General features: G+C 61.2%; 26 protein-coding genes. 9 read left to right on the forward strand and 17 right to left on the reverse strand.

Annotated elements, in window-relative coordinates; translation table 11 throughout:
• Positions 1–54: 54 nt before the first annotated feature.
• Positions 55–1,551: a hypothetical protein gene (locus ACF8ME_RS24380; protein WP_392418529.1), complete on the forward strand. Its 1,497-nt coding sequence runs from the start codon at positions 55–57 to the stop codon at positions 1,549–1,551.
• A gap of 72 nt (positions 1,552–1,623) precedes the next feature.
• Here ACF8ME_RS24380 and ACF8ME_RS24385 read toward each other — a convergent pair whose 3' ends face one another.
• Complete coding sequence (locus ACF8ME_RS24385; protein WP_047327290.1) at positions 1,624–2,745, reverse strand: helix-turn-helix transcriptional regulator; 1,122 nt, start codon at positions 2,743–2,745, stop codon at positions 1,624–1,626.
• A 4-nt stretch (positions 2,746–2,749) separates the two neighbouring features.
• A complete protein-coding gene (locus ACF8ME_RS24390; protein WP_392418531.1) occupies positions 2,750–3,889 on the reverse strand; it encodes a helix-turn-helix transcriptional regulator in 1,140 nt (379 codons plus the stop codon).
• A 118-nt stretch (positions 3,890–4,007) separates the two neighbouring features.
• Between ACF8ME_RS24390 and ACF8ME_RS24395 the strand changes: the two genes are divergently transcribed.
• A complete protein-coding gene (locus ACF8ME_RS24395; RefSeq protein WP_046239085.1) occupies positions 4,008–4,808 on the forward strand; it encodes a SprT-like domain-containing protein in 801 nt (266 codons plus the stop codon).
• 66 nt (positions 4,809–4,874) lie between these two features.
• Here the strand turns inward: ACF8ME_RS24395 and ACF8ME_RS24400 are convergent, their stop codons facing one another.
• The 7 genes from ACF8ME_RS24400 to ACF8ME_RS24430 form a co-directional block, all read right to left on the reverse strand.
• Positions 4,875–5,312 (reverse strand): OsmC family protein, encoded by a 438-nt coding sequence (locus ACF8ME_RS24400; RefSeq protein WP_016447025.1) that lies wholly within the window; start codon positions 5,310–5,312, stop codon positions 4,875–4,877.
• Positions 5,313–5,555: 243 nt separating this feature from the next.
• Positions 5,556–5,876 carry a type II toxin-antitoxin system RelE/ParE family toxin gene (locus tag ACF8ME_RS24405; RefSeq protein WP_392418532.1) on the reverse strand — a complete coding sequence of 107 codons (321 nt, stop codon included), beginning with the start codon at positions 5,874–5,876 and terminating at the stop codon, positions 5,556–5,558.
• Entirely contained in the window at positions 5,848–6,111 is a 264-nt protein-coding gene (locus ACF8ME_RS24410) for a plasmid stabilization protein (RefSeq protein WP_192366814.1), read from the reverse strand. Before ACF8ME_RS24410 ends, ACF8ME_RS24405 begins: the two co-directional genes overlap by 29 nt.
• 243 nt (positions 6,112–6,354) lie before the next feature.
• Complete coding sequence (locus ACF8ME_RS24415) at positions 6,355–7,758, reverse strand: MFS transporter (protein WP_392418534.1); 1,404 nt, start codon at positions 7,756–7,758, stop codon at positions 6,355–6,357.
• 120 nt (positions 7,759–7,878) lie between these two features.
• Positions 7,879–9,177 carry an RICIN domain-containing protein gene (locus ACF8ME_RS24420; RefSeq protein ID WP_392418535.1) on the reverse strand — a complete coding sequence of 433 codons (1,299 nt, stop codon included), beginning with the start codon at positions 9,175–9,177 and terminating at the stop codon, positions 7,879–7,881.
• On the reverse strand, positions 9,174–11,627 hold the full coding sequence (locus ACF8ME_RS24425; RefSeq protein WP_392418537.1) for a hypothetical protein: 2,454 nt from the start codon (positions 11,625–11,627) through the stop codon (positions 9,174–9,176). Before ACF8ME_RS24425 ends, ACF8ME_RS24420 begins: the two co-directional genes overlap by 4 nt.
• A 65-nt stretch (positions 11,628–11,692) precedes the next feature.
• The gene (locus ACF8ME_RS24430) at positions 11,693–13,024 is read right to left on the reverse strand and encodes an alpha-xenorhabdolysin family binary toxin subunit A (RefSeq protein ID WP_392418539.1); all 1,332 of its coding nucleotides are present in this window, start codon (positions 13,022–13,024) and stop codon (positions 11,693–11,695) included.
• Positions 13,025–13,316: 292 nt separating this feature from the next.
• Here ACF8ME_RS24430 and ACF8ME_RS24435 point away from each other — a divergent pair, with 292 nt between their 5' ends.
• The 4 genes from ACF8ME_RS24435 to ACF8ME_RS24450 all read left to right on the forward strand — a co-directional run bounded on the left by ACF8ME_RS24435 (position 13,317) and on the right by ACF8ME_RS24450 (position 15,414).
• Positions 13,317–13,754 carry a hypothetical protein gene (locus ACF8ME_RS24435; RefSeq protein WP_392418540.1) on the forward strand — a complete coding sequence of 146 codons (438 nt, stop codon included), beginning with the start codon at positions 13,317–13,319 and terminating at the stop codon, positions 13,752–13,754.
• Between the two features lie 85 nt (positions 13,755–13,839).
• Complete coding sequence (locus ACF8ME_RS24440) at positions 13,840–14,232, forward strand: Ltp family lipoprotein (RefSeq protein ID WP_198821566.1); 393 nt, start codon at positions 13,840–13,842, stop codon at positions 14,230–14,232.
• A gap of 128 nt (positions 14,233–14,360) precedes the next feature.
• A complete protein-coding gene (locus ACF8ME_RS24445) occupies positions 14,361–14,693 on the forward strand; it encodes a restriction endonuclease (RefSeq protein ID WP_392418542.1) in 333 nt (110 codons plus the stop codon).
• Between the two features lie 208 nt (positions 14,694–14,901).
• Positions 14,902–15,414 carry a hypothetical protein gene (locus tag ACF8ME_RS24450; protein ID WP_198821568.1) on the forward strand — a complete coding sequence of 171 codons (513 nt, stop codon included), beginning with the start codon at positions 14,902–14,904 and terminating at the stop codon, positions 15,412–15,414.
• Between the two features lie 208 nt (positions 15,415–15,622).
• Here ACF8ME_RS24450 and ACF8ME_RS24455 read toward each other — a convergent pair whose 3' ends face one another.
• The 3 genes from ACF8ME_RS24455 to ACF8ME_RS24465 form a co-directional block, all read right to left on the reverse strand.
• Positions 15,623–15,844, reverse strand: coding sequence for a hypothetical protein (locus ACF8ME_RS24455; protein ID WP_392418543.1), 222 nt, complete (start codon positions 15,842–15,844; stop codon positions 15,623–15,625).
• Positions 15,845–16,129: 285 nt separating this feature from the next.
• Positions 16,130–16,528, reverse strand: coding sequence for a YkvA family protein (locus ACF8ME_RS24460; RefSeq protein WP_392418545.1), 399 nt, complete (start codon positions 16,526–16,528; stop codon positions 16,130–16,132).
• The gene (locus ACF8ME_RS24465; protein WP_279495333.1) at positions 16,525–16,665 is read right to left on the reverse strand and encodes a hypothetical protein; all 141 of its coding nucleotides are present in this window, start codon (positions 16,663–16,665) and stop codon (positions 16,525–16,527) included. Before ACF8ME_RS24465 ends, ACF8ME_RS24460 begins: the two co-directional genes overlap by 4 nt.
• Positions 16,666–17,114: 449 nt before the next feature.
• On the opposite strand from ACF8ME_RS24465, the gene ACF8ME_RS24470 reads away from it, so the two are divergent.
• The 3 genes from ACF8ME_RS24470 (at position 17,115) to ACF8ME_RS24480 (ending at position 19,356) form a co-directional block, all read left to right on the forward strand.
• Entirely contained in the window at positions 17,115–18,056 is a 942-nt protein-coding gene (locus ACF8ME_RS24470; protein WP_392418546.1) for a hypothetical protein, read from the forward strand.
• A gap of 11 nt (positions 18,057–18,067) precedes the next feature.
• Complete coding sequence (locus ACF8ME_RS24475; RefSeq protein ID WP_392418548.1) at positions 18,068–18,577, forward strand: hypothetical protein; 510 nt, start codon at positions 18,068–18,070, stop codon at positions 18,575–18,577.
• A 266-nt stretch (positions 18,578–18,843) separates the two neighbouring features.
• Positions 18,844–19,356 (forward strand): hypothetical protein, encoded by a 513-nt coding sequence (locus tag ACF8ME_RS24480; RefSeq protein WP_392418550.1) that lies wholly within the window; start codon positions 18,844–18,846, stop codon positions 19,354–19,356.
• Between the two features lie 170 nt (positions 19,357–19,526).
• Here the strand turns inward: ACF8ME_RS24480 and ACF8ME_RS24485 are convergent, their stop codons facing one another.
• The 5 genes from ACF8ME_RS24485 to ACF8ME_RS24505 all read right to left on the reverse strand — a co-directional run bounded on the left by ACF8ME_RS24485 (position 19,527) and on the right by ACF8ME_RS24505 (position 23,481).
• The gene (locus ACF8ME_RS24485; RefSeq protein WP_392418552.1) at positions 19,527–19,835 is read right to left on the reverse strand and encodes a hypothetical protein; all 309 of its coding nucleotides are present in this window, start codon (positions 19,833–19,835) and stop codon (positions 19,527–19,529) included.
• A 229-nt stretch (positions 19,836–20,064) separates the two neighbouring features.
• Positions 20,065–21,507, reverse strand: a complete 1,443-nt coding sequence (locus tag ACF8ME_RS24490; RefSeq protein WP_392418553.1) for an iron-containing redox enzyme family protein — start codon at positions 21,505–21,507, stop codon at positions 20,065–20,067.
• Positions 21,508–21,805: 298 nt separating this feature from the next.
• Positions 21,806–22,093, reverse strand: coding sequence for a type II toxin-antitoxin system RelE/ParE family toxin (locus tag ACF8ME_RS24495; protein ID WP_392418555.1), 288 nt, complete (start codon positions 22,091–22,093; stop codon positions 21,806–21,808).
• Positions 22,086–22,328 (reverse strand): type II toxin-antitoxin system ParD family antitoxin, encoded by a 243-nt coding sequence (locus tag ACF8ME_RS24500; protein ID WP_047219915.1) that lies wholly within the window; start codon positions 22,326–22,328, stop codon positions 22,086–22,088. Before ACF8ME_RS24500 ends, ACF8ME_RS24495 begins: the two co-directional genes overlap by 8 nt.
• A gap of 118 nt (positions 22,329–22,446) precedes the next feature.
• Complete coding sequence (locus ACF8ME_RS24505; protein WP_392418556.1) at positions 22,447–23,481, reverse strand: LacI family DNA-binding transcriptional regulator; 1,035 nt, start codon at positions 23,479–23,481, stop codon at positions 22,447–22,449.
• Positions 23,482–23,573: the final 92 nt, after the last annotated feature.

A 23,573-nucleotide genomic window follows, 5' to 3' on the forward strand; every position in this document is an offset into this window, starting at 1 on the left:
AACCATCGAATCCTTGCGCCGCCCATTCCCAATCGTTTGAAAGGCAGATACCCAATGACCAAGCAGACCCCCAAATTGCGCCCCACTCTCATCGCCGGTGCCGTGCTCGCGCTTACGGCTTGCGGAGGTGGCAGTGGCGGTGGCGGAGACAACGAAGTGACGCCACCGGTTGCACCACCAACACAAACGACCCAGGAGTTGGTGCAGAAGTACATGGATGCCAGACAGGCTCTGACCGCCACCCAGTTGCCCGCCAAAGGCACCGAGCGCTTTGCGCATCTCGACGACTGCTACCTGGGCAACGGCAGCAGCAAGGAGCGTCTGATCACCCATTGGGATGAAAACCAGACCCAGGTCCAGACCTCCAATGCCTACCAGATTGGGCGGAGCTTCGAAAATCTGCAAATCCTGGCAGAGCGCAAAGCCACCAATGCCGACGGATCCGCACGGCATGAGGTGGATATCAGCTACGACGAAAAATTCACGGACGGGACCAGCACAAGGGACCAGCGCGAAACACTGATCGCAGGAAGCAGCAGCGGCACCTGCGCCACTCCCCGCAATGCAGCCGAGATGCGCAGCCTGGGCAATCAGCGCGTGGTAAGCGTGGGACTGGTGTCGCGCAACCGCGCCAATGTGGTACGCCAGCTGTCCGACGGCGAACCGTCCGCCAGTCCGTTCCACTTGCGGCGCGAGGTGCAGTTTGGCATTTCCGATCCTGCTCGGCTGGCAACTTACGCCATTGTCAGTTGGCCGTCGGCGCAGGCAGGCGGCGCGCGCAACTCGCTCAAGCTGCTGTCGCCACGCATCATGCGCGATGCACCCGAAATGCAAGGCGTGCGGGGCAACGCCAGCTATGCGGATACCAACAACTTCCGGCAGTGTCGATCGAACGCCAGCAACGACGTGGCCAACGCCGGCACGGCAGATTGCACCAACGCGCAACTGGGTGTGGCCAACGACTCTTGGGGCTCCACCGTGCGCAGCGGGTTCGATGCTGCCGCCATGGCAGACGGTGACAACCGTTTCGCAGCGCTGGGCCTGGCAGCGGGAACCGAGGTGCGCTTCGATATCCATGCCGACGATGGCTGGAAAGCCGTCAACGGACAGCAAGGCAAAACACCCATCGCCACCTATCATGTCACGCTGAAGAGCGGGTCTTATCCGTTTGCACAGATACCTGTCAATGCCTATCCCCAGTTCAACACCATCTCGCCCTCAGAGGGCGAGATCGTGGCCGGCTTCAAGGCCGGCGGCGGCAGCGCGCAGGTTGTCTGGTCGGCTGCGCAACCGCCAGCGGGCAGCATGCCCATGGCACTTTCAGTACTCAGTTCCTACCGGCAGGGCGCTGCGGCGGCGTCTGCCTCCGGCCTGCCCACGGTACGCACGCCCAACCTGACCGTGCCTGTTCCCAAAGGAGCCACCTCGGCCACCATACCTTTTGGAGGCAAGCCGGACGGTGCATCGGCCACGAACTATGCCGAGTTCCTCCTCATCTACGCCGACCGCAACGGCAGGGAGATGTACTACAACCTGCAATACGCCCCCTGAAGCAAGGGCTGCGTGACCAGCGCCCAATCCATCGCCCAGCCCGCAAGGCGCTGCGCGATGGGCAGGGACTGTTCACACCATTCCCCACCCCTGCAGCAGTTGCACCAATTCCACCTGCCGATGGCAGCCCGTCTTGCGCATCAGGTTCTTCATGTGGGTGCGCGCCGTATGCCAACTGCATCCTTCCATCAAGGCATAGTCCTTCACGGTCTTTCCGCCTGCCAGAAGCAACAGAAGGCGGGTTTCGCTGGGTGACAGGCCCAGCATCTCGCCCACCAGGCCTTGATTCTGCAAAACCATGGAGCCGGGCAACGTCAGAAAGATCAGGGCCAGGGGCTGTTGCCACGGCGCAGCAAACGCATGGTTGGCCGCCAGAGGCAACGCGGTCAGCCTGAGCCGGGACTGGCTGGGCCGGCTGCCTTGGAGCTCCAAGGCAGCCGCCTTTGCGGGATTGGCGCAAGCGGCGGAGACCAAGCTCTGCAAGCGTGCATGCGCCTCGCCCGATGTGCATCGCAGCCCGCCGTGCACACATTGCAACGTGCCGAATGTTGCGAGCAGGCGCTCTGCCGCCGGATTGGAATGCTGCAGCCGGCACCGAGCATCCACGACGAGCAGTGCCTGCGCCAGCGCATCCAGTGCCGCGAGTCCCAATGCTGCCTGGCCGCATAGCTGGCCCATGCGCGCGCGCAAGCGGCCGGCCCGCTCGATGTGCGGCATCAAATGCTCTAGGAATGCCTTGTCCTGTGCACCATAGACGCCGGCATCCCTGGGGCGCATGAAACTGATGAAATCACGCGCATTGCCTTCCACGCGAACGGCGGCAGCGGCGGTATGCCGCAGTCCCAGCGGAACCAGCCAATCCGTATAGACGCTGTTCTGTGACGCCTGCCTGGCACTGATGTGCTCATGGTCCAGCATGACCTGGGCCACGGGCAGCCGCTGCACGGTTGCCATCCGCAGGTCGTTGTGCGCGTGGTGTGTCTCGTACTCATGCATCAAGCCGTGATGCAGACCGAAGCTTTCCAGATTGCTTGCGCTTTGCGGAACGGCTGCCTCGCCAGCATTCAGCGTGAAATAGTGAAAGACGCCCGCCTGCAATTGCGCGCACATTCCCGCGAGCGCCTCGCTCCAGGCCTGGGGAGCGAGCACCCCCTCATACAGCTGACCGGCGATGGCATCAATGCGTTGTTGCACGGACTCACCTCGGCTGCAGGGATTGCAGCAGCCCCACCAATTCCACCTGCCGGTGGCAACCTGTCTTGCGCATCAGGTTCTTCATGTGGGTGCGCGCCGTATGCCAGCTGCACCCCTCTATCCGGGCGTAGTCCTTGACGGTCCTGCCCGTGGCAAGCAGCACCGCCAGACGCGCTTCCGAGGGCGACAAACCCAGCGCCTCCTGCACGAGTCCGGGACTCGGGCCAGAAAATGGCGTACCGGCATCCGCCATTACCAGCAAAGCCATGGGCCGCTGGCGGAACGCAGCGGCATGGCTGGGCTTGAGCGGCAGGACCGTCACCATCAACCGTAACGCAGAGCCTGCCGTCAGGCACAGAGCCCCGGCCAGGCCCTGTGCATGATGGCCGCAAGCCTGGGCCACAAGACGCAGCAGTTGCGCCTGGGCCTGCCCGTCAACGCAGCGCAGCAGGCCGTGGCGCACAGACAAGGCTTCGCAAAAAGCTGCCAGCAGGCAGTCGGCCGAGGGGTTGCAGTAGTGGATGCGGCAATTTGAATCCACAAGTGCGATGCCTTGTGGCAAGTTGCCCAGGGCGGTGAGTCCCAAAGCCGCCTGCCGCGCCAGTCCTCCCATGTGCATGCGCAGGCGGGCGGCACGCGCCAGATCGGGCATCCACTGCTGCATGAAGACCCGCTCCTGTGCGCCATAGGTTCCACGATCCGTGGGACGCATGAAACCCAGGAAGTCCTGCGTCCCCCCCTCGTCGCGCACCTTGACACCCAGCGTGTTGCGAAGTCCGTGGGGCGCCAGCACATCGACGTAGACCGCATTGCGCGACATCTCCCATGCGCTGAAGTGCTCATGGTCGAGCATGAACTGGCCCTGGGGCAGGCTCGTCACGACGGACATGCGCAGGTCCTCGCCAACGTAGTGGGTTTCGTATTCACGCAATTTATCGGCATCGATGCCCGCCAGGTCGTGGTTGTGCACGCTCTCGACCACCCCGCCACCAGTGCTGCCCAGCGTGAAGAAATGGAAAACGGACGCGCCCAGCGCCTGCCGCATGGCGTCCAGCGCAGACTGCCAGTCCTCAGCTGAAAGTACTCCGTCGTACAGCAGTCCCGGTATATGGCAACTGGCACCCTGTCGATCAATAAATTTCATGGAAATGAATTATTGATTCTTTATGGCTATTTTCAATCAGACAGCTCTGAATTTCGATACCGGTCTTGCCAAGTCGATTTGGGGCAATGTTCACATGGTTGTAATGCACAATCCATCAATGCCCGCCGCCCCCGTCCGCTCCGCACCCACGCGCGAAACCTATTCCGAACTGCAGCAGGCCTACGAGCACTTCAACCAGCGCCTTTTTGACGATGCCCTGCCCCATTGCCTGATCACGCTGCAGCGCGAGAAACGCACCTGCGGTTATTTCTCTGCCGCGCGCTTTGCCTCGCTGGACGGCAGCACCACCGACGAGATCGCGCTCAACCCCGCCTACTTCGCGGCGGTGCCCATCATCGAGACGCTGCAGACCCTGGTGCATGAGATGACGCACCTGTGGCAGCACCACTTCGGCAAGCCGGGCCGTGCGCGGTATCACAACGAGGAATGGGCGGACAAGCTGGAATCGCTGGGCCTCATGCCCTCGTCCACGGGCCGGCCCGGCGGGCGGCGCACGGGCGACATGATGGCCGACTACGCCGTGGCGGGCGGCCCCTTCCTGGCGGCCTGCGATGCCTTGCTGACCACGCGCTTCCAGCTGAGCTGGTACGACCGCTTCCCGGCCATCGAGCATGTGGTCACGGGCCAGTGGAGCATGGCCACGCAGCTCCAGGGCATGCAGGGCACCCAGCCGCCCATGTCATCCGTGCCCGCCCTGGCCGAAGCCGTGCGGCCCGTGGGCACCTCGGTGGCGGTGCCGGGCTCCACCACCGGCGAGACCACCGTGCAGCCCGTCAACAAGTCCCTGCGCGTCAAATACCGGTGCGGCGGTTGCGCGGCGCCCGTCAATGTCTGGGGCAAGCCGGGGCTGAACCTGATCTGCGGCGATTGCGGCAAAGGCTTCACAGCCCAGGATTGAGCGCCCGGCAAGCCAGAGTGCTTCACCTGCCCCGCCCCACCTCCCGGCACAAGCGCCTGTGCGGACTCAATGCAGCAGCGTGGCCACCAGGGTCACCTCGGGCACGCCTGCCAGCGCCTTGGATAGCGGGCACTGGGACTTGGCCTCCTGTGCGATTTTCTGGAACTGCGCATCGTCGATACCAGGCACCTTGGCCTGCAGCGTGAGCGCGATGCGGTCGATCTTGAAGCCCTCGCCATCCTTGGCAAGCCGGACCTTGGCCGTGGTGTCCAGCATCTCGGTGGCGATGCCCGCCTTCTCGCAGGCAAAGGCAAAAGCCATCGTGAAACACGCCGCATGCGCGGCGCCCACGATCTCCTCGGGATTCGTTCCCTTGCGGTCATCCCCGAAGCGGCTGCCGAACCCGTAGGGATGGTCCTTGAGCGCGCCGGTCTCCGTGCTGATGCGGCCCTGGCCGGTCTTGCCTGCACCTTCCCAATGGACGGAAGCGGTTTTCTCGGACATGTGTTTCTCCTGTGCGTTGGTTGGACAAGCCGCCATCACAGCACAGGCGCCGCAGGGCAAGGCGTGGTCCCGGGGCGCGCGCGCCCCTGCGCGCAAGTCCTACAGAGACAGAATCGACGACCCTGTCCCGGGCATTACTCCCTATTCGACACGAACAAGGCCATCTTCAAATTGCGGTGAGGAGACGGGGCGGAGGGATGCGGCATCAAGTCGGTCGGATGCATTGCCGACCCGCTCGGGCGATCAGCACTTCTTCAGCCGAGGTTGCTGGCGTTGCCCAACTACGGCGAGGATATTGACAGTTTGCGCCTGGTCATCCACTTCATACAAAAGGTTCTGACCGGCAACACTGACGCGGCGGACACCATCGCCATAGCGCGGATCGGCTTCATACAAGCGCGGAAACTCGGCAAGGCGGTCTGTGGAGCGCAGCACTTGCTCCGTGACGTTCTCGGCGTCCCACAGCGAAGCATGCTCGAGCAAATATTCAAAAAGCGTCCGCATATCCTCAATTGCAGGCGGACGCCAGTCGACCCTATGCGCCACCACGCAACTCCTCGGCACGATCCTGCAGGAGTTGCCGCACCTGATCCGTACTCATCCCGGTCTGTTTGTCCGAACGGGCGGCCGCCACCTTCGCGCGCACCCAATCGTCATATTCCGCCTGGGCCAGTTCCTCATCCGCCAGGCGCTGCAGCAGCTCCATCTTGTCGGAGCCACTGGTGGGGAGGATACGTGGCAGGTTCTCCGCAAGTTCACGCAGAAAATTGGCGTTCTCATAGTGCGTAGTGGTGGTCATAGCCGCTCTCCAGACGTTGCAAGCCGCACTGCCAGCGCAACAGACGGCTGTTACGCGGATGGACCTGACGGATGATGATAGCCCACGGTTTGTCGCTCCTTCTGCCGCTCCATCGCGTGAGCAATCGGCACCCCGTCCGCGCAGCGGTGCCTGCGCCAAACCCGAGCCCAGGCCCCGCCCACCCCATGGCACTAAAAAGACTGTGGATACCCCCGCCTGCGGCTGGATCAGCCTCCTGCCAACTCACCCCACAAACACCTGCCGCGTATCCGTTCGCCCCACGATCACCGCCGCCAGCACCGCCGCCCCGGCCGCAACCCCAAAATTCGCCAGATAGGCCGCCTGGGCCGAAGTCTCCAGCAAGGCCGCGAACAGCGATCCGCCAATGGCCAGGGTGGCCGCCACGGCAATGGCCTCGCACAGCTGCAGGGCCGAGCTGTTGGCGCCCTGCTCGCCGGGTGCGGACATGGACAGCGTGAGCACCGACAGGCTTGCCGACAGCAGGCCCATGCCCAGCCCCGACACGATCCAGCCCGCCACCGCCACCCACACGGGCACAGCCGGCCAGGCCACCGATGCCGTCAGCAGCACGCCCGCCAGCACCGCGCTGGTGCCCACACGCAGGAAGCGGTGGCGGCTCCAGCCGTTGCGGCTGTGTCCCTGGTACCAGGAAGCGGAACACCAGCCCAGCGCACCCGCGCTCAGCACCAGCCCCGCCATGGGCGCTGACAGCCCGTGCTCGCGCGCCAGCACCAGCGGCAGGAACGCCTCGGCCCCGAAGAATGCTGCAAACACCAGCCCGCGCAAGGCGATCACGCTGGGCAGCCCGCGCCCGGCGCGCAGCGTGCCGGCCGGCAAGAGCTTCCAGGTGCAGACCAGCGACAAGGCCGCGGCCACCGCCACCGCCCCCAAGGCGCCCGCCGATTGCCTCTGCCCGCCCACATACAGAAGACAGATGCCCGTGGCCGCACCCAGGGCCCACAGCCCGCGCCGCACACCGCCCTGCATGCCCCGGCCATGGCCGCCCAGGCCCTGGAGCGCCGGGCGCAGCATCGCCCCGGCCGGCAAGGCCAGCAGGGGCACGCCCAGGAACACCCAGCGCCAGCCCAGGTGCTCCACCACCAGGCCGCTCAACGCCGGCCCCACCAGTGCGGGCACCACCCAGGCCGTGGCAAACGCCGCAAAAATGCGCCGCCGCAGTGCCTCGGGATACCGCCGGCCCACCAGCACGTACAGCGCCACCGACATGCCACCCGCCCCCAGCCCCTGAACCAGCCGCCCCGCCAGAAACACCGGCATGGAAGGCGCAAAGCCCGCCAGCAGCAACCCCGCCACAAAACACGCCATGCCAGACCACAGCGGCGCCGCCGGCCCGCGCGCGTCGCACCAGCCGCCGGCCACCGTCATGCCCACCACGCTGGTGGCCAGGGTCACGCCAAAGGCAACCGCATACAGCGGCACCCCATCGAGCGCGCGGGCCACCGCTGGCATGGCGGTGGCCACGGCCAGGGCCTCAAAGGCAATCAAGGCCACCAGCGAGACGATGCCGATCGTCGTCAGGCGGTAGGGGGAGGACAGGATGGACCAGCTCTCGGCGGTCGTCGGCCGGACCTGATCGTCCAGCGTGAGGGAATCTTGATGGGGCATGGATGCTTCTTGGTTGCAGGGTCTGCGACGGCCATGGCGCAGTGCCATGGCGACGAGAAGCCTGGAGCATGCAACCTCAAGTGCGGTTGAGATCAAGGGGGTCCTGCGCCCTGGCACCTCTTACCGCTCGATCACACGCCAATACTGGCCAGAGGAGCGGCTGGTGGCCGGCAGCATGACGGCAATGCCATTGTTATTGGCCGTGTCCAGCACGACGGCATCCGACAGGAAGCGGTTGTAGAGATGGAACTGGCCCGGCAGGTCGCTGGGCGCACAGCGCCATTGCTGGCCGCTGAAGCGTGGGGCGTCTCCCGCCGACGCCGTCATCTTCAGTTCAAGATGCGGTTTCCCGGCCACGCTGGTGACATCGAGCGCCATGGTGCCCGGTCCGAACGCCGCATTCTGGACAAGCCAGTAGCCCTTGCCGGTGCGCAGGAACCTCCATCTGTCGGCGCCCAGAATCATTGCCGGGAAGGAAATCTGCCATGGCTCGAAGTTGTACAGCCCGGGGGGAGACACAAGCCCCGAGCCCTGCAGCAGCGCTACCGCGTTGCGCCTTTCGCTCCAATACAGGTTCTGCAGCCCGACCCATTGGCGGTCCTTGAGCATGGGGCATTGGTCGTACAGGTAGTCGCCCGTCTCGTAGCGCCGAAAATCCGCATCGCTGAGCCGCTGGGCCGAGAGTGCGTGTGCCTCAGCGGAGATCCGTGCCAGTTCCCGCATGGCGGCCGTCATGGCGATCAAGGGCGCGGATGAGCCGCGCACCGGCCTCACCGGCAAGATGCGGCGAGCATTTGCAAGGTCGGAGGCCACGGCCCGCCAGCGCAATGCCAGGGTGCTGAATTCCGTTGCCATCGCCTGCGGCGCGGGCCCAAGGCGGACCACCGCGTTTGCCGGTGGCGGCTGCCGGGCATGATGCGCGGCGGCCACGCGAAGCAGCGAGGCATGACTTTCCAGTTGCGCCACGACGGGTGCAGCCGCCGCAATGGCCGCATCCATCTCCGTCTCGACGGCTGCGACACCCGCATTCCATCGGGCCTCGTCCAGCGGTGCGTCGGGGGTCAGCGAAACGGCATCCAGTTGGTCGCACAGCTGCTGCAAACGCCCGACGGCCTGCCCCAGCTTTTGCACCGTATCGGCCAGCCCGTCGATACGGGCACGCAGCGTGCCCCAAGCGGCCGATGCCGCCTTCAGCGCAGGGAACGACTGCATGCTCTCCAGATTCCTTACCAGCGTCATGCGGCCGCTGGCATCGTCCAGATCAAGCCCGGTCAGGAACGAGAACTCGGCGATATCGGTCCATACCTGCCGTGCGACTGGCTCACGCGCGGGCTCGGCTTCGACGCGGCAGCTCGCTGCCATGGCGCCACCGCAGCACAGCGCCGTGGCAGCGGCGGGCAGCCACAGAAGCCGGCTCATCTGGCGGCAGTGCCGGCCATCAACAGGCGCAGGGCCCGAGGCGCTGCCGGCATCTGTCGGGGCTCCAGCACTTCGATCAGCCAGGTCGTGAACGGCGTCGGGCAGACGTCTCCCAGATGCTGCGAGAACTCGATCTGGTCGCCGGCGTAGGTGAAGTTGATCTTCAGGGGCGAGCAGAAAAGCCTCTCGTCCCCGTTGCCCGTGCTGTCGTGAAAGTCGCTGCCGGTCACCATGTCGATATCGATGCGCTGGGCCGAGGCATCGGCAAACTCCAGCCAGGCCTGCACCGACGAAAGGCGGATGCGGCGGTAGCTGGCCAGTGCCGGATGGCTGGTGGCAATGGACAGGCTGATGGGCTGCCCATGCGCCAGCTGCTGCAGCAGCGCGGCGTCAGTGACCCGCAATTCCCGCCGCAAATCCCCTTGGGTCCTCGCATTGGCCGCCTGCGCGCTGGCGTGGTCTGCCAGCAGGGTGGCGTGTGCATCTGCCATGGCAGCGGCCGTGCCCGGCATCGAAAGACGGTGGCCTGGCTGCTTGCCGGTCTCGTAGGCCTGTGCGGCGCGGACCCCGAAACAGTCCACGAAGAAGCCGCGGCGCGCACTTTCTGCCCTGAGGGTGATTTCGCCCTGCAGCCGCGCGCTGCGCTCCAGCTCTGTCAGCGCCTGCTGCTCCAGCGCCTGCAGGCGCTTGCGCTTGCCGATCACCGCAACGTATTCCAGCTTGAGCGTGGCAAGCTCACGGGCAATGGCATTCTTGGATGCGCTTTGCTCAGCCAGCAGGCGGCCATAGACGGCCACCTTCTGCACCTGTGTCTTGAGGGTGTTGGCGGCGTTGCGCACGGCCGCCTCGGTGCCTTCCGTGGCAAGCACCAGATCCAGCCGGTTGACTGCATCGTTTTCCAGCACCGTCCAGGCGGCCTTGGCTTCATTGGCATCCGGCATGAGCGCAAGTGCACGCATGGTGTCGCCCAGCTCCCGGGAAATCCCCTCGACATCCAGCCCGCCCAGCGGCCCACGGATCACCGGCAGCACCGCATTCAATGCGCCCTTGGCGGGATCCACCAGATTCTTGAGCGTGCTGGAGTTGTGCCTGGCCCATTGCAGTGGAATGGCAAACGACTGGCCCAGGGCCTTCAGCGCCTTGAGTGGGCCGTCTATGCTGCCGCCTAGCGTCTTGGCCTGCCCGTACAAATCCTTCAGGCCGAGCACGCCTTTCTGACCGGTCTCGGTCAACGCCTTCGGGTCGGGCGGCACGCCCACGCACAGGGCGGCCACACTGCCCGCGACTGCGATGACGCCAAAGGCGATTTCCAGGCTCATCTTCACGGTGCGCACGATCTGGGCAACGTCGCTCGCCAGCTTCAGCCGCATGGCGGCAAGTTCCGCTTCAAGCTCCTCCTGGCGCACCGTGCGTGCGGCGCGGTCCAGGGCCTCGATCTGCTGAATCAACCGCTGCTCCAGCTCGGTGCAACGTGCCTCCAGCGTCTTGAGGTCCAAGGTATCCCGGTCGGCAAACGCCTGCGCGACGCTGCCCACGGCACCTGCCAGCTCGCCGCTGGCGCGCAGGCTGCGCAGGTGGGCCTCCATGGCCGCCATCACCTCCTGCCGTGCCTTGGCCAGTGACAGATAGCTGCCGGCGCTCAGATCAGGAATCGGCCTGGCCAGCCCGTCAACACCCATGACCGGCAGCAGACGCTGCAGCGAACCCGCCGCCTGGATCAACTCGCCAAACCCGGACTCGACCCCTGACCAGCGCGTGATCCACGCCAGCGCCTCATGGCACAACGCCAACTCGGCCGCGCTGTGGTCGCTATGGCCGGGCCTGCCCGCCATGCCGGCGCTCAGGGCAAACAGCGCGGCCAGCACCCTGTGCATCGGCTCGCCATGCTCCAGCAGGCCGGGCGGCACGGGGGTGTGCTTCACCACAGCCCGGTTGTCCTGCCACAGGAAATTGCTGAACTGCGGCCGCGTCACCGTGTCCCAGGCCCCCTCCAGCGCATAAGGGGTGTCGCGCGTGGGGCCGCCGTACAGCGTGAACCGGCCCTCCACGGCTTCCACGAAAATGCGCACCCTGCTGAGCTCGTTGTCCGCGTCATGCAGCATGCGCAGCACCGTCGTGCCTTCGGAAACAATGCGGCGGGCAACCACCGTCAGCCGCCGCACCGCGCCGTCAAGCCGCCTGTCGAACCCCTCGGGCACCACCACGGTATCGGCATGGATGTCCAGCGCCTGCAGGCCGGCCGCGTCGGCCTCGTCCAGCAACACCTTCAGGTCCACCACCAGGTCGGCCACGATGCCGAAGGGATTGAAGCTGCCGTCCGGCGCCCGGCCACCGCTGCAGACCAGCGGCCCTGGCGGCACCAGGCCCTCGGCACGGTAGCGATCGATCAGGGTTCGCAATTCAATGGGAGTCATCGCGGCAGTGAGCGCGGGAGTCATTGCTGAAGTCATGGCGGGTGGTTCCAGGTAAGGCACTGCACCTGTGCAGCGGTGGGACAAAGGCCGGAGCAGATCGCTCAGGCTGCCTTCTTGCTGGCAAGCTCCACCAGTTGATCCACGCTTTGCGCCTTTTTCGGCGTGCCGCCGAAACGGCGGAAATGGTCTGCCTGTCCGGCAACACGCGCCCAGCCCTTCTTGGCCGTGCCCAGCACCACCGTCAGGCTGAACCAGTTTTCCCCCTGCAGGGACTTGCGGCCGGTGGTGCTCAAGACCTTGTGTATGTTGCCCAGATCGGCAGAAATCGCGCGCCATGCCTCGCCCAGCGTCTTGAGCTTGGGGCCCAGGTCTTCGATGCTCTTGCTGATGCTGTCAAAGCGATCATTGCTTCGGTTGTAGTAGCCGATGAAGCGCTCGTTCGTGGCCATCGTGGCCTGGATGGTTCTCACCTCATCCACCTTCTCGGCAATCTTCCTGCGCGTGACCGCAAGGTCCGCACCCACGCCGATATCCACCCCCGCCAGAATCAGCGGCCCGAAAAGGGGAATGGCCAGATAGGCTGGAGACGTGGACAGCACGATGACTTCATCCTTTTCCTTGCGGCGCAGGGCCTTCAAGTCGTTCTCCAGCTTCTCCACGGCGGCCTTCAGCTTCTGGTTGGCAGCACCCTCGGCGCCCAGAGTGGTCGTGAACTTCTGCTTTTGTCCATTGAATGCGGTCTTGCAGGCATTCAGGCGCATCAGTATTCCGTTGCCGTTGTCAAGAATGGAGTTCTGCAGCGCGAAGGCACGTACCGAACGCGCATTGGCGTCTTCAATCAACTGCTCCAGCGCGCTGCTGAAATTGCGCTTGATCTGCTCCGAACGCCCGCTGGGCGTATCGCTTTCCCAAACCTTGACCAGGGCCTTCCATTTCGCTTCCACGGCCGGCTCCGCCGATGGGGTGGGAGCCCCCTCCAGATCGAAACGGTCCACCAGCTCGATCAGCCGCTCATAGGTGGTTGCCGCCACATCGTTGTACTGAACGATATCGTCGGCCAGCGTCAGCATCTTGTCCTGCACATCGGCCTTGAACTTCTGGCCGACACCCTTGAGCGTGACGAACAGCTCCACTGCTTCGGAAAACTCCGGCCGAAACGCATCCTGCTTCTGCATGCCCAGCATGGCGCGCATCAGCTCCGTGGTGGTCGGGTTGTCGGTGACTGCAGACTCGAAGAACGTCGTTAGTCCGATCCATTCCTCTGAACTGAGAACGGAGATTCCCTTGTAGATATCGGCAGACGGAGTGAAGGCATTCGTTGAATTTGCAGCGTCGGACATGGCGAAGGCTCCTGATGGTGAAAGGCCGGATTCGGCCTCGAATCGGTGTGCAAACAAGCGGCGGCGTTGAAGAAATGACCGCACCGCAGTCATCGCCCGCCCTACTTTTGCGCTCCAGTCGACCGGATGCTAGGTAGCCACCATGGCCCTGTATATCCCCCAAACAAGTGACACAAATTCATACAGCACTGGGGATAAGGACAGCAGCCGGACAGCTCTCTCACACCCCAAGGAGCCTGTCCCCTGCGCGACCCATGGCAATGAGCACGATCAATCCATTGCCCCAAATGACAAGGCAAGGAATTTCGTAGACCAGGCATACACCACCTGCTATGCAATCAATAGCGCATTGCACACATTCATCGCCAGCCAGAAGACATCGTGAATGTCAATTTCTCTTGATTTCACCGCACCCATTGGCACAGGAATTCGCCTCGCCCATAAATGTTGCAAAATGTTTGGCAATTTGATCGATGGAGGAGCGGGAGTGGCAAGAAAACGAAAGACCAGCACGGCAGAAGACCTCATGGATCTGGTCGCCATGCTGCCCTGGTGGGCCGGCATCGCATTGGCGCTCACCAGCTACATGGTGCTGCACTCCATTGCCATCCGTCCCCTGCCTGCAGCACAAAGCGCGCAGCAAATCGGCCAATTGGCCACAACAGCCATCTGGCAGGGCTTGGCTACCGGTGGCCAGTACATCCTGCCCATCATCTGCCTGGCCGGCGCGGCCATTTCCGCCGTGCGCAAGCGCCGCCGCAGCCGGTTGTTCGAAACCACCTCGGCCAGCTCCAGCGCGGATGCGCTGCAGAACATGTCATAGAGAGAAATCGAACAGCCGCTCAATGAAGGTATCCGCGTTTGCCGTCTCAAGAAGTTTCATTTATCTGCTCTGAAAAATATCAATCATGAAAAATATCTCCTATCGCATCAACACGTCGCTCATCGCGCTTGCCCTGATTGGCGCAACGCCTGCATGGGCGCAAAGCCTCACTGCCCCGCAGAAAAATGCTGTTCGCTCTGCCAATCAATACCTGAGCGTGCAAGGTTTCTCTCGCAATGGACTGATTGAGCAACTGTCTTCGGAGGCCGGAGATGGTTATAAACGCGCAGATGCAACGGCGGCCGTGGACAGCCTCAATGTGGATTGGGAAAAACAGGCTGCGAGGTCCGCAAAGCAGTATCTCAGTTTGATGGGATTTTCTTGCAAAGGTCTGATCGCACAGCTCTCATCAAGCGCAGGGGATAAATACACCAAAAACCAGGCAACTGCGGGTGCACGCGAAGCCGGTGCTTGCTAAATAAACAGCGCGCATATTGGGAAAAATGACAGCCGAATTTTTATTAGAGCAGCACGGCAAAAGACCTCATAGATCTGGTCGCCCTGCTGCCTTGGTGGGCTGGGACTGCATTGGCACTTGCCAGCTACATGACGCTGCACTCCATTGCAATCCGTCCCCTGCCTGCGCACAAAGCCCGCAGCAAATCGGCCAATTGGCCACCACCGCCATCCGGCAAGGCCTGGCTATCGGGGGCCAATACATCCTGCCCCTCATCTACCTGGCCGGTGCGGCCATTTTCGCAGTGCGCCAGCGCGGATGCGCTGCAGAACATGTCATGGCAGCAATTCGAAACGCTGGTAGGTGAGGGATTTCGGCGGCGCGGCTACAGCGTCAAGGAAACTGGTGGCGGCGGGCCTGATGGTGGCGTGGACCTGGTGCTCTCGAAGGATGGCGAAAAGACACTGGTGCAATGCAAGTAGTGGAAAGCCTTCAAGGTGGGCGTTTCCGGTGCGATCTTCGGCCTAGTCGGACTCATCGCTGGTCGCACATCCACAGGAAAATCCGATTGAAGGCAAACCCTTCCATCGAGAGGATGTCCAACGGGTTACACCCGTCGGCCATCTCTAATCTCAGACATTAGAGCGATTAATTTCACTCTCCAATCATCCAATACCATTTTCAACAAAAATGAAGAACTCCGATAATCTTGGGTTTTCATTCTACGCTACAGAGCTAATGGTTTTCCTATCGCAGGTCGCCGTCATATTCTTGGTAGCCTTCTTTACAACTGATTTACTTCGCAATGAAACAAGGCTCGCTGAGTTCGCTGCCGCGAAGATCAACGGGAGCACAATGGGGGAAATTGGACTTACCTTGGTCGCCATCACTTTATGGCTCGGGGTTCTCACGGTCTTTAAGGAATTCGTGGAATCTCCGTTGCTGGCGAAGATTTTCACCGAGGTACTTGCCGAACTTCCGAGAACCATCTATTTCTTTGGCAGCAGTATTTCGGCAGTGGTGCTTGCTATAGCCGTTTACACAGTGAGCCATCCTGAGTCTTCCTCGAAGCCGGCATATGGATATTTTTCTATTGCAGGCTGGCTAGCTTTGACCGCATTCATATACGGTTGCGGGCTGAAGGCTCTCCTGACGTCAAAGGCGAGACGGCAACAAGTCGCTTCAGCAGGAAGCAAGGTCTAACCTCTCCATCAAGGGGATTCGTAACCGGCTACGCCAGTCGTCACCGCTCATGTCAAACATTGAGCGCCCTCTTTCGTTTGCGGTGACCGGTTGAATTCACAGCCGAGAACGGCCCCGAATACACTCCATTCAGTATGCCCCGCCCCCTGACCCAACCACCCAGAAAGGCCACGCAAATCATGCGTGGCCTCCCAATACAGCACCCCAGTCAATCCATCCTCCGCACCACCCCGCGCTCACTCAATCCCCCCATCACCCCCTCAAGCGCCTCTTCCTGCGCCTGAATAAATGCAAGCAATTGCCCAGGAGTCACCGGCTCCAAGGCATGCCCCGGATAAGCACCAATAATCAAACTGGAAATCAGCCCCAACTGATCCTGCACGCGCCGGAGGCTGTTGTACTCCGGCTCGGAAAGTTGAAAGTACAGCATGGCAACTCCTCAATGAGCGCGCTTGGCGACTGAAGCAAAGGAATGCCCATGCGCTAGAAGCACGGGGCCATGCAAAGGACTGGGAGAGGGTTCGGGCATTGATACGCCCGCAAGGAAAGCAGCCATAAGGCCTCCTGTGAGTACGTCCAACTGCTTTCGGGAGTGTGGCGGGACCGCCTGTGAAGGTGTGTTCAGCACCTAGGCGAGATGATACAGCGCTCAGGCACAGCTCCCGCATCCTTGTGTTGCGCGCCCGCCGCCGCTCAGCCCTGCAAGGCTCCGCGCTCAAAGACCCCAGCGCCCTCGGAACGCAAGGAAGGCCCCCACGCAAACGCATAGCCAGATGCCCACCACCAGGGCGACTCCGGCACGGCTTCGGGGCTTGCGGCCCTGGGCCTGCATCCAGGCCTCGGCCTGCTGGCGGCTGTCAGCCAGCACGGCAGGGGGAAGCTGCCGCACGGTGAGCCAGATCAGCGCGGGCAGCAGCAGGACGTCATCCACATAGCCCAGCACGGGGATAAAGTCGGGGATCAGGTCGATGGGGCTCAGGGCGTAGGCGACCACGAAGGCGCCCAAGGCCTTGGCATACCAGGGCGTCTGCGGGCTCCTGCAGGCAAACCACAGGGTGACGCCATCGCGCTTGATGCGTCGTGCCCAGGCCTTCAATCTTTCACTGGCTGTCATGAATATACGAGGTTGTGACCGGGCTGGATGATGGCGGCCGGCTGTTGCCGTTGGGGCTGCGCCGCCAGGCCCGCGCAGCACTCGATGATATGGAACGCCAGCCCGCTGCGCGCGGTGTACTTGTACCGGGTCTTCATGACCGCATCACCACGGTGCCGTGCCTGTGGCCGCAAAGGCCTGCAGCACGGCGGTGTCGGCTGGCCTGGGCCCACCAGGGCACATGGGTGCACTGACTGGCAAAGCCTTGTCACCGCCCTCTTCCCCATTCCAAATCCATATCGACTGCACTCAAGGCGTGCATCTCGTATATGCATCTAGGAATAATCTGAAAATAATCAGCCACCAGCCTTTCTGCTTGACTTCCAGATACCCAAGAAATCAAATAGCCGGACTCCCACAACGGAATTCCCAGGCCATTGATTGCCATCGGCCTTGGGAATGATTGCGAACGCGCAATTCCCACTCTCACACCTTGATCGGACCTGATTTCTCACAGGACCGAGGGTAGGCCTGCGTTTGTGATTTTTCTGGCATTTGGCAAACCACCATTTCCTTATTCATTCCATTAACCATTCGCTTGCAGGCCATGGCAACATCCACCGATCTCACCCGCCCGTATATCAGCTATGAAAAGGCCTTCAACAGGCAGATCACCCGTGCCATGGACAGCCAGCAGGTGGACGTGGTGGTACTCACGCCGCGAGAGTTCCTAGGCGTCCTGCAAGACAGGTCGCGCAATGACCCGCGCCTGGAGGCCAGCCTGCGCGCCATCCTGGCCCAAAGCGCCTTGGGCAAGTATTGGACGCAGACGGCCAGCCCCAATGCCGGCAAACCCTGGACCATCCCCGCCTCCATGCTGGCCAATGACGCGTACCTGTTCACCAGAACGCTGATTGCATTGCGCCTTGCCGGTGCGCGCACCTATGTCAAGGCGACGCCCAAAGGCACCTATATCATCATCACAGGCCGAGCCGGGTTTCGCGGCAATCTGCTGCAGGGCACGCGCTTTCTCACCACCAATCCCCGCATGGTCCAGATGGGTCTGGGCATGCGCGGCCTTCAGGGCGTGGCCAGAGGGGGCTTCATCTTGAGCTTGGTCGTTGGCATCGGCGTGGAGACATTGGACTTCATCTTCAACGACGAGAAAACCATGCATGACCTTGTGGGAGGGATTGGAGTGGAAGCGGTCAAGGCGGGGTTGGCGACGATGGTTGGCTTGGGTGTCGGTATGGGACTGATAGCTACGGGCGTGACAACCATTGCCATTTGGCCTTTAAGCGCCATGGCGGTGATGGTACTTCTTACCGGAGCTACTTTAAATAAAATTGATGAAGCTTTGGAAATAAAAAAGAAAGTAATTGCTGCACTAAAAATCACAACAAACAGCACAAACAATGGTATATATCGCGTAAATTTCAATACCGTTGCCGCGCAAGAGTTACGCCACAACATTGAAGCAGAAACAAAAGGAACTGAGCCCTCAGGAGAGCCGGTCAATCTGCTATACCCTATTCACCGAAAAAATTGACGAATATTCAAATGGAATATAAAAGCTTAAATCTAATACGTAAATCTTTGATATGGAGTATCCCGTCTTTTTTATTAATGCTGATCATATCAATTTGGAGCATAAAATATTCTCTTCTTGAAACAATATATGACTTGAGAAATCTATCCCCAACAATAAGAATAACGCCATCCGATTTGGTTGCACTATGCGCACCAATCATTTCAGTTTCAGGAATTACCATCATGATACAAAAGGCAATTCCATGCAAGGTAGGCATAACAAAAATTCCGGAGCGGATTTTAACAACTTCTATATTTGCCGGTATTTTTCTTATACTCTTTTGTCTTTTTATTATTACTCCTTTGCAGCACTATGCCATGCCAAAACTAGGCTATACCCGTTGCAATATATTAAAAGGCCACCCAAATATTTATTATTCAGATTGGGTGAAAAATCCTGACTGGTGCGTGCGTGGCAAAAGCCGAGAGTGGGTAAAACAGCAAGCCCGACTAGCCGGTAGCACTGAGTCAAATCCATAAATAAAAGGCACAGACCACAAGGCACGCAGTATTCTTTGCCTATCCCGCATAGTTTGACTCCCTATGTACTAGAAAGACTCCTCGCAGGCTCCCCGCAGGTCCTTCGAGTTTCCTTAGACATTAAGCCAAGCACTTGAATCTGATCATTCGTCACAGCATAGGTAGCGAATGAAGATCAGATCATCCCATACTGACCAATGACGTGTACCTGTTCACCCTAATCTATCAATAGGCTAGCGCCTATTAGAAAATTAACAGGAACTTAAATGCAAGCAACAGACATAGCCCAAATCAGAAAATCTCTAATATGGAGTATTCCATCATTTTTACTGATTTTGGCTCTATCAATCTGGAGCATCAAATACTCCTTTCTCAACACCATCATTGACCTAAAGAGTTCTTCTGCGTCAGTGAGAATTACACCACTTCATCTGGCAATTTTATATTTCCCAGTAATTGCAGTCACAGGAATTATTGCCATGATACAAAAATCAATTCCCTGCAAAGAGCCCACTTTAAAAATAGCGGAGCGTATCTTTGCCTTCTCAGTATTCACAGGGACTGGCGTTGTGCTTCTTTGTTTCTTTGTCATCACCCCTCTGCAATACTATGCCATGCCAAAGCTTGGCTATACGCGGTGCAACATTCTGAAAGATCATCCCACCATATATTTCACTGACTGGGTCAAAAATCCCGATTGGTGTGTGCGAGGCAAAAGCGGGGAATGGGTCAATGAGCAAGCTCGCCTGCCCAATGATTCAGACCATGGATCTCGGTGAAATGTCGTCAAGGCGTATCCACCTGAGTGGTGGTATGACAAAGGAAAATCAGAGATGGCGCCATCAACCTGAGAGAGTTAAGCAACAGAAGTAAAAGAAGAAAAACAAAGACAAACGCTCGGTACAGCCCAGCAATCTGCTGGCACCTATTAATCGAAAAATATGGATATTTAAGTGGAAGAAAATAATCTGACCGAGTTCAGAAAATCTTTAATCCATGGAATTCCTTCCCTTCTATTGGTCTCAGCACTATCAATATGGAGTACAAAATATTCATTCCTAAACACAATAATTGATCTGAAAAATTCCGCTCCATCCGCAAGAATTACACCATCCAGTTTGCTAGTGGCGTATTTCCCTATAATTTCAATCACAGGAATTATTTTTCTTGTACAAAAATCAATTCCTTGCAGATCAAGTATCCTGAAAATCTCAGAGCGCATTTTCACGATTACCACAATCACGGGAGTAGTGATCATGATTACTTGTCTTCTTGTAATAACTCCTTTGCAATACTATGCCATGCCAAAATTAGGCTATACACGCTGCAATATTCTGGAAGACCACCCCACCATTTATTTCACAGACTGGGTAAAGAATCCCGCCTGGTGTGTGCGTGGCAAAAGCCGGGAATGGGTCAAAGAGCAAGCCCGTCTTGCCCAATGACCAGATGATTTTCCCCGGGTAAGCAAAGAGGGGTCGAATGGCCTACCGGCCCAGGAACAGGCGGGTAGCGCGCAGGCCCAGGGGCGTCCAGTGCAGGCCCGGTGACATGGCCTGTACCAGCAACTCATGCTGGGCCGCTGGATCGAGCGTGGGGTAGCGCTGCTCGAAGAGCATCAGATCGGTGTCCAGTTCCTGCGCGCTGCGGCCCGGGTCCGGTCGCGCGCCAAGGGATGTGCGCAGGCGTTCGGCCACGCGAAAGCTCATGCGCCGCGCCGGTTTGCCGGGCTCGGCCACGGATTCGAAGGAGGCGCCATCCGCACTGGCCGGCCCACGCAGCCAGTCATGAATGACTTGCAGCTCATAGGGGGAGAAAACACCAAACATCTCTGCCCGCTCGCCCTGCAGCAGCTGCCAGAAGCGGCTTTCCTCCGCAGGCCGGTTGCGTTGTATCCAGCGTGCCTGCTCCAGCGCGGCCAGGAAGGCAGGCATGTCCTGCGGACGGGACAGCCAGTCATTGACGCTGCGGCCGGCCACCTTGCAGAAGTCCGAGTGCGCGCCATGCCCGGAAGGCGATTTGCGCGCCAGGATGCGCACCACCTCAGCTTCGATGTCGAACGACCGGATCACGTCCAGCGTGCTGGTGCCCGTGTCTGCCAGCCGGGCGCCCGCGCGTACGCGGCGCCAGTATTCGCCGCCATCGTCAATGCGCGGCGCGTTCTCCCAGGCGGCAATGCAGGCGCGCCGGGCATGGCCGGTGTCGCCGTTGTCCACGGTGACATGCAGCGTGAAGTAGTAGGGATCTATCCCCAGTTCATTGAGTTCGTAGGCGGTGATGAGCAGGTGCAGCGGCAATTGCTCATAGCCCAGGTTGAATCCCACGATCTCGGGCAGGAACTGCTGCGCATTCCAGCCCAGCGCCAGCTGTACCAGCCCCTGCCGGTACAGCTCATCGGGCAGGTCCTCCACGGGATCAAGGCCATACCTGGCCAGGAGTTCCCGGTAGAGCTTGACGTGGTTCTTGTCAGCCATGCCGTCGCCCAGTTCTTCCACATAGGTGGTGACCAGGTCCGACATGCGTGAGTTGCCCGCATGCGCGCACAGGCCGTAAAGCCAGGAACCGTCCACCAACTTGGTAGGGGCCACATTGCGCAGGAAGTACAACGCATGGGCGCGGTTGCCGAAGTAGCGGCGTGCCGCACCCGCCTTGCGCTCTGCCAGGTAGGCCTGGTACTGGGCGTGCACTTTCTCGACATTGGCACGCATCCAGTCGGTCAGGTGCTCCGGGTTGTCCGGCAGGCCATCGGCATCGGCAGAGGTCTCGGCGATCACGCCGTGCAGGAAGTCCGCAGCAGCCTGGCGCTCCTGTTCGGTGGGCAGATGGTTGGCCAGGCGCTCGTAGAGCGGCACATGCAGGAAAGAAGGCTCAAGCGTGCCTGCGCCAGCGGCCGGTTCGGTACGTGGGGATTCCAGCAGTTCTGTGTTCATGGTGGGGCTTTGGTCCGTAACGCCTTCAGGATGCGGTGTGGCCCTCGGTACAGCCATCGGGCCAACGCCTTCCTGTGCGTCGTAATACGCCTACCCTTGGCGCAGGCGCCCGGGCCGGACCGCCGTCGCCCTGGCGCCCGCGCTCATGGCAGGGGAACAGGATCCGGCCCGGCCTTGCCGGCGAGCATTGGCTGGTACTGGGCGCCGGCCTGCTGGGCCCGGTTATCGACAAGCGCGGGGCCTTGCTAACACTGAGATAAAGCCGGTTGCCACAACGTGTTCAGCCTGAAGACCGGCTCTAGAGGTGCAGCTCCGCATCCTGCCGTTGATGCAGGACGCGGATAACGTCAAGGTGGTCTGCGTAGTCCATGAAATACACCACATGCGAACCGCAGAGGTATTTCTGCAAGTCCGGCAGGACGGAGGGACGACCATGCTTCGTGCTCTTGGCCAATCCCTCGAATGTCTCCACAAGGTTGCGAAGGTAGGAGTCTGCCTGCTCAACCGACCAGTGCCTGAGCGTGTAGAGCCAGATTTCCTCCAGATCGGCTTCGGCCAGCGGCGACAGTCGGTAGGGCTTAGCCATGCTTTGCGTGCATGCGGCTCAAAAACGCTTCGCTGTCAAACGGGCGCGGCTCGCCGGACTGACGGCCAGCGTTCAGAGCCTCTTGCAATGCCTTCACCCTGATTTCGTGCTCTTCCAGCAGCCGCAACCCGGCTCTGACCACATCACTGGCGGTGCCATAGCGCCCGCCTTGGACTTGGGCATCAATGAATTCCGTGAAGTGCGGCCCCAGGGCCACGGATGTGTTTCGGCTCATGGCGTTCTCCAGACGATGTACCAATATATCCAAAATATTGGTACATCGTCATCGCAACAGTCGTCGTCGTTTTCACCGTGCTTCCTGTCACTGCCCGGCCATTGGCTCACGCTGGCGTTCAGCGCGCATCTTCGTGCCCCCGCGTACTCCCCCTCCCCACCACCTCAAACCCCACATCCTGCGCTGCCGCCGCCACGCCACCGGCCATGCGCGCAATCAGCGCCTCTGCGCCCAGGCGGCCGATGGCGGCGCCGTCCACGCGCACGGTGGACAGGGCGGGCCAGGCGTCCAGCGCCAGGGCCTGGTCGCCAAAGCCCAGCACGCCGAATTCCTCTGGCATGTGCAGGCCCAGTGCGTGGGCGTGGGAGAGCACGCCTTGCGCCAGCGCATCGGAGCTGCAGAAGACGGCATCGGCCTCCGGTACCTGGGCGCGCAGGGCGCTCAGGGCATCACGGCCACGGCCGGATTGGGGGATGGCTTCCGAGAAGACGATTTGCGCGGGAACCGGGGCACCGGCTTCCGCGGCGGCGCGGGTGAAGCCCAGGGCGCGGCGGGCGGCGCGGCTGTCATCGGCGCGCAGGATGGCCGGGCGCCGGTAGCCGCAGGCGGCCAGGTGGCGGAAGGCGGCGCGGCCCGCGTCTTCCTGCGAGAAGCCGACCACCATGTCCAGCGGATGGGGCTGGTAGTCCCAGAGTTCGACCACGGGCACGTCGGCATTGACCAGCAGGCGCCGCGTGCGGGCCGTGTGCTCGGTGCCGGTGAGCACGATGCCGTCCGGGCGGCGGCTGAGCATGGCGGCCAGCCAGGTTTCCTCATGCTCCGGGTCATAGCTGGAGATGCCCAGCGTGGTTTCATAGCGCTGCGCGGCCAGGGTGTGGATGAGCGCATCGAGCATGTCGGAAAACAGCGAGTGCCCCACCGAGGGCACGATGGCCGCCACCAGCCGCGTCTGGCGCGAGGTCAGCCCGCCCGCCAGGGAGTTGGGCACGTAGCCCGATTGCTCCACGGCCTGCGCCACGCGCAGCCGCGTGGCCTCGGCCACCAGTTCAGGCCGGTGCAGCGCGCGAGAGGCGGTGATGGGCGACACGCCGGCAATGCGGGCCAGGTCCTTGAGCGTGGGCGCATTGGCGTTGCGCGGGGTGCGGAGGGTCATGCGAGGCCTTTGCCTGGAATGGCGATGGAGAGGCGGCTTGAGGATGATTGCGTGGTCATGTTAACGATGATGTCCATCAGCACGGTCTGATT

It is taken from the genome of Delftia sp. WSY_7 (assembly GCF_043104845.1).
GTDB classification, from domain to species: domain Bacteria; phylum Pseudomonadota; class Gammaproteobacteria; order Burkholderiales; family Burkholderiaceae_C; genus Comamonas; species Comamonas tsuruhatensis.

What these genes read in the sequence shown, in the direction of transcription:
- ACF8ME_RS24425 (WP_392418537.1), bottom strand. Translation starts at nt 11,627, where the DNA reads ATGACTTCAGCAATGACTCCCGCGCTCACTGCCGCGATGACTCCCATT.
- ACF8ME_RS24430 (WP_392418539.1), bottom strand. Translation starts at nt 13,024, where the DNA reads ATGACTGCGGTGCGGTCATTTCTTCAACGCCGCCGCTTGTTTGCACAC.
- ACF8ME_RS24395 (WP_046239085.1), top strand. Translation starts at nt 4,008, where the DNA reads ATGCCCGCCGCCCCCGTCCGCTCCGCACCCACGCGCGAAACCTATTCC.
- ACF8ME_RS24505 (WP_392418556.1), bottom strand. Translation starts at nt 23,481, where the DNA reads ATGACCCTCCGCACCCCGCGCAACGCCAATGCGCCCACGCTCAAGGAC.
- ACF8ME_RS24470 (WP_392418546.1), top strand. Translation starts at nt 17,115, where the DNA reads ATGGCAACATCCACCGATCTCACCCGCCCGTATATCAGCTATGAAAAG.
- ACF8ME_RS24380 (WP_392418529.1), top strand. Translation starts at nt 55, where the DNA reads ATGACCAAGCAGACCCCCAAATTGCGCCCCACTCTCATCGCCGGTGCC.
- ACF8ME_RS24460 (WP_392418545.1), bottom strand. Translation starts at nt 16,528, where the DNA reads ATGACAGCCAGTGAAAGATTGAAGGCCTGGGCACGACGCATCAAGCGC.
- ACF8ME_RS24485 (WP_392418552.1), bottom strand. Translation starts at nt 19,835, where the DNA reads ATGATCACTACTCCCGTGATTGTGGTAATCGTGAAAATGCGCTCTGAG.
- ACF8ME_RS24500 (WP_047219915.1), bottom strand. Translation starts at nt 22,328, where the DNA reads ATGAGCCGAAACACATCCGTGGCCCTGGGGCCGCACTTCACGGAATTC.
- ACF8ME_RS24440 (WP_198821566.1), top strand. Translation starts at nt 13,840, where the DNA reads ATGAAAAATATCTCCTATCGCATCAACACGTCGCTCATCGCGCTTGCC.
- ACF8ME_RS24420 (WP_392418535.1), bottom strand. Translation starts at nt 9,177, where the DNA reads ATGAGCCGGCTTCTGTGGCTGCCCGCCGCTGCCACGGCGCTGTGCTGC.
- ACF8ME_RS24415 (WP_392418534.1), bottom strand. Translation starts at nt 7,758, where the DNA reads ATGCCCCATCAAGATTCCCTCACGCTGGACGATCAGGTCCGGCCGACG.
- ACF8ME_RS24480 (WP_392418550.1), top strand. Translation starts at nt 18,844, where the DNA reads ATGCAAGCAACAGACATAGCCCAAATCAGAAAATCTCTAATATGGAGT.
- ACF8ME_RS24490 (WP_392418553.1), bottom strand. Translation starts at nt 21,507, where the DNA reads ATGAACACAGAACTGCTGGAATCCCCACGTACCGAACCGGCCGCTGGC.
- ACF8ME_RS24450 (WP_198821568.1), top strand. Translation starts at nt 14,902, where the DNA reads ATGAAGAACTCCGATAATCTTGGGTTTTCATTCTACGCTACAGAGCTA.
- ACF8ME_RS24475 (WP_392418548.1), top strand. Translation starts at nt 18,068, where the DNA reads ATGGAATATAAAAGCTTAAATCTAATACGTAAATCTTTGATATGGAGT.
- ACF8ME_RS24400 (WP_016447025.1), bottom strand. Translation starts at nt 5,312, where the DNA reads ATGTCCGAGAAAACCGCTTCCGTCCATTGGGAAGGTGCAGGCAAGACC.
- ACF8ME_RS24445 (WP_392418542.1), top strand. Translation starts at nt 14,361, where the DNA reads ATGACGCTGCACTCCATTGCAATCCGTCCCCTGCCTGCGCACAAAGCC.
- ACF8ME_RS24435 (WP_392418540.1), top strand. Translation starts at nt 13,317, where the DNA reads ATGTCAATTTCTCTTGATTTCACCGCACCCATTGGCACAGGAATTCGC.
- ACF8ME_RS24465 (WP_279495333.1), bottom strand. Translation starts at nt 16,665, where the DNA reads ATGAAGACCCGGTACAAGTACACCGCGCGCAGCGGGCTGGCGTTCCAT.
- ACF8ME_RS24410 (WP_192366814.1), bottom strand. Translation starts at nt 6,111, where the DNA reads ATGACCACCACTACGCACTATGAGAACGCCAATTTTCTGCGTGAACTT.
- ACF8ME_RS24495 (WP_392418555.1), bottom strand. Translation starts at nt 22,093, where the DNA reads ATGGCTAAGCCCTACCGACTGTCGCCGCTGGCCGAAGCCGATCTGGAG.
- ACF8ME_RS24455 (WP_392418543.1), bottom strand. Translation starts at nt 15,844, where the DNA reads ATGCTGTACTTTCAACTTTCCGAGCCGGAGTACAACAGCCTCCGGCGC.
- ACF8ME_RS24390 (WP_392418531.1), bottom strand. Translation starts at nt 3,889, where the DNA reads ATGAAATTTATTGATCGACAGGGTGCCAGTTGCCATATACCGGGACTG.